Origin of the sequence: Pedobacter kyonggii, assembly GCF_004310665.1 — a bacterium.
Classification (GTDB): domain Bacteria; phylum Bacteroidota; class Bacteroidia; order Sphingobacteriales; family Sphingobacteriaceae; genus Pedobacter; species Pedobacter kyonggii.
In genome coordinates this window covers 1-1,030 of sequence record NZ_SIXF01000072.1, presented here as the reverse complement: position 1 = coordinate 1,030, position 1,030 = coordinate 1, and the positions used below count along the sequence as shown (strand labels likewise).

1 protein-coding gene, 2 tRNA genes and 1 rRNA gene are annotated in these 1,030 nt (G+C 45.3%); 1 reads left to right on the top strand and 3 read right to left on the bottom strand.

All coding sequences use genetic code 11. The features are described from left to right. Positions 1-200, top strand: a 200-nt coding sequence (locus EYS08_RS26235; protein WP_208745956.1) for a hypothetical protein, incomplete at its 5' end; no start/stop codon positions are given. 266 nt (positions 201-466) lie between these two features. Here EYS08_RS26235 and EYS08_RS25585 read toward each other — a convergent pair. The 3 genes from EYS08_RS25585 to EYS08_RS25575 all read right to left on the bottom strand — a co-directional run. After that, positions 467-540, bottom strand: a tRNA-Ala gene (locus EYS08_RS25585). Positions 541-557: 17 nt separating this feature from the next. Continuing rightward, positions 558-632, bottom strand: a tRNA-Ile gene (locus tag EYS08_RS25580). A gap of 191 nt (positions 633-823) precedes the next feature. Next, a 16S ribosomal RNA gene (locus EYS08_RS25575) occupies positions 824-1,030 on the bottom strand; the annotation flags it as partial.

Below are 1,030 nucleotides of genomic sequence, written 5' to 3'. Positions count from 1 at the left end.
TCATCGCCTCTGAGAGCCAAGGCATCCCCCGTGTACTCTTTATTACTTTCTTCTACTCATACGCCTTTTGCGCCGTATGGTATGCTTTTTTTGCTTTTTTTGCTCTTGTTATGATGTCTCATACTTATTGGTCTCTTGCGATCCCTTTAAGTGAGCACAAACACAACAGTCGCCTATTGTTGTTTGCTCTTCTTTTTTAACTTCTTCCAATATGTCAAAGAACTTTACTAAGACAAGGTAAAGGGTATAAAAGTCAGGGTGTCATGTGCCCGTCCTTAAGCCTTCAGCTTAAATCTCGTTAGTAAAAAACCGCGGTCTCGAACCGTTCCATACCTTTTACCGTATGTGCCCCATGGCGTTTCTTCTTTTCTTAATCATGTCAATGTATATTACCGATCCCGGCAATCTTTGTATTTCTGTTTTTTGAAAGCTTTCCGCTTTGGTCTTTAAGCTTTATGCTCAATTGTGGAGAATAACGGAGTCGAACCGTTGACCTCCTGCGTGCAAGGCAGGCGCTCTAGCCAGCTGAGCTAATCCCCCAAAAGGATTCTAATGTGTAGTCCCGTCCAGATTTGAACTGGAGACCCCTACATTATCAGTGTAGTGCTCTAACCAGGCTGAGCTACGGGACTGTTGATTTTAAGGTCGGCTAACGTATGCAGTATATAGTATCTTACCGCTACTGCTTTCCTTTGGCTTTCCCCATCTTCCGTTCCGTTATGCTTATACCTTTATAGGCTGCACTCCGTTGTCTTCTGGGTGTTTCTTTTTTTCTCTTTTTTGAAATATCATGTTGCGTGGCGAGTAGGCGGTGCTACTCCAGAAAGGAGGTATTCCAGCCGCACCTTCCGGTACGGCTACCTTGTTACGACTTAGCCCCAGTTATCGGTTTTACCCTAGGACGCTCCTTGCGGTTACATACTTTAGGTACCCCCAACTTCCATGGCTTGACGGGCGGTGTGTACAAGGCCCGGGAACGTATTCACCGCGTCATTGCTGATACGCGATTACTAGCGAATCCAACTTCATG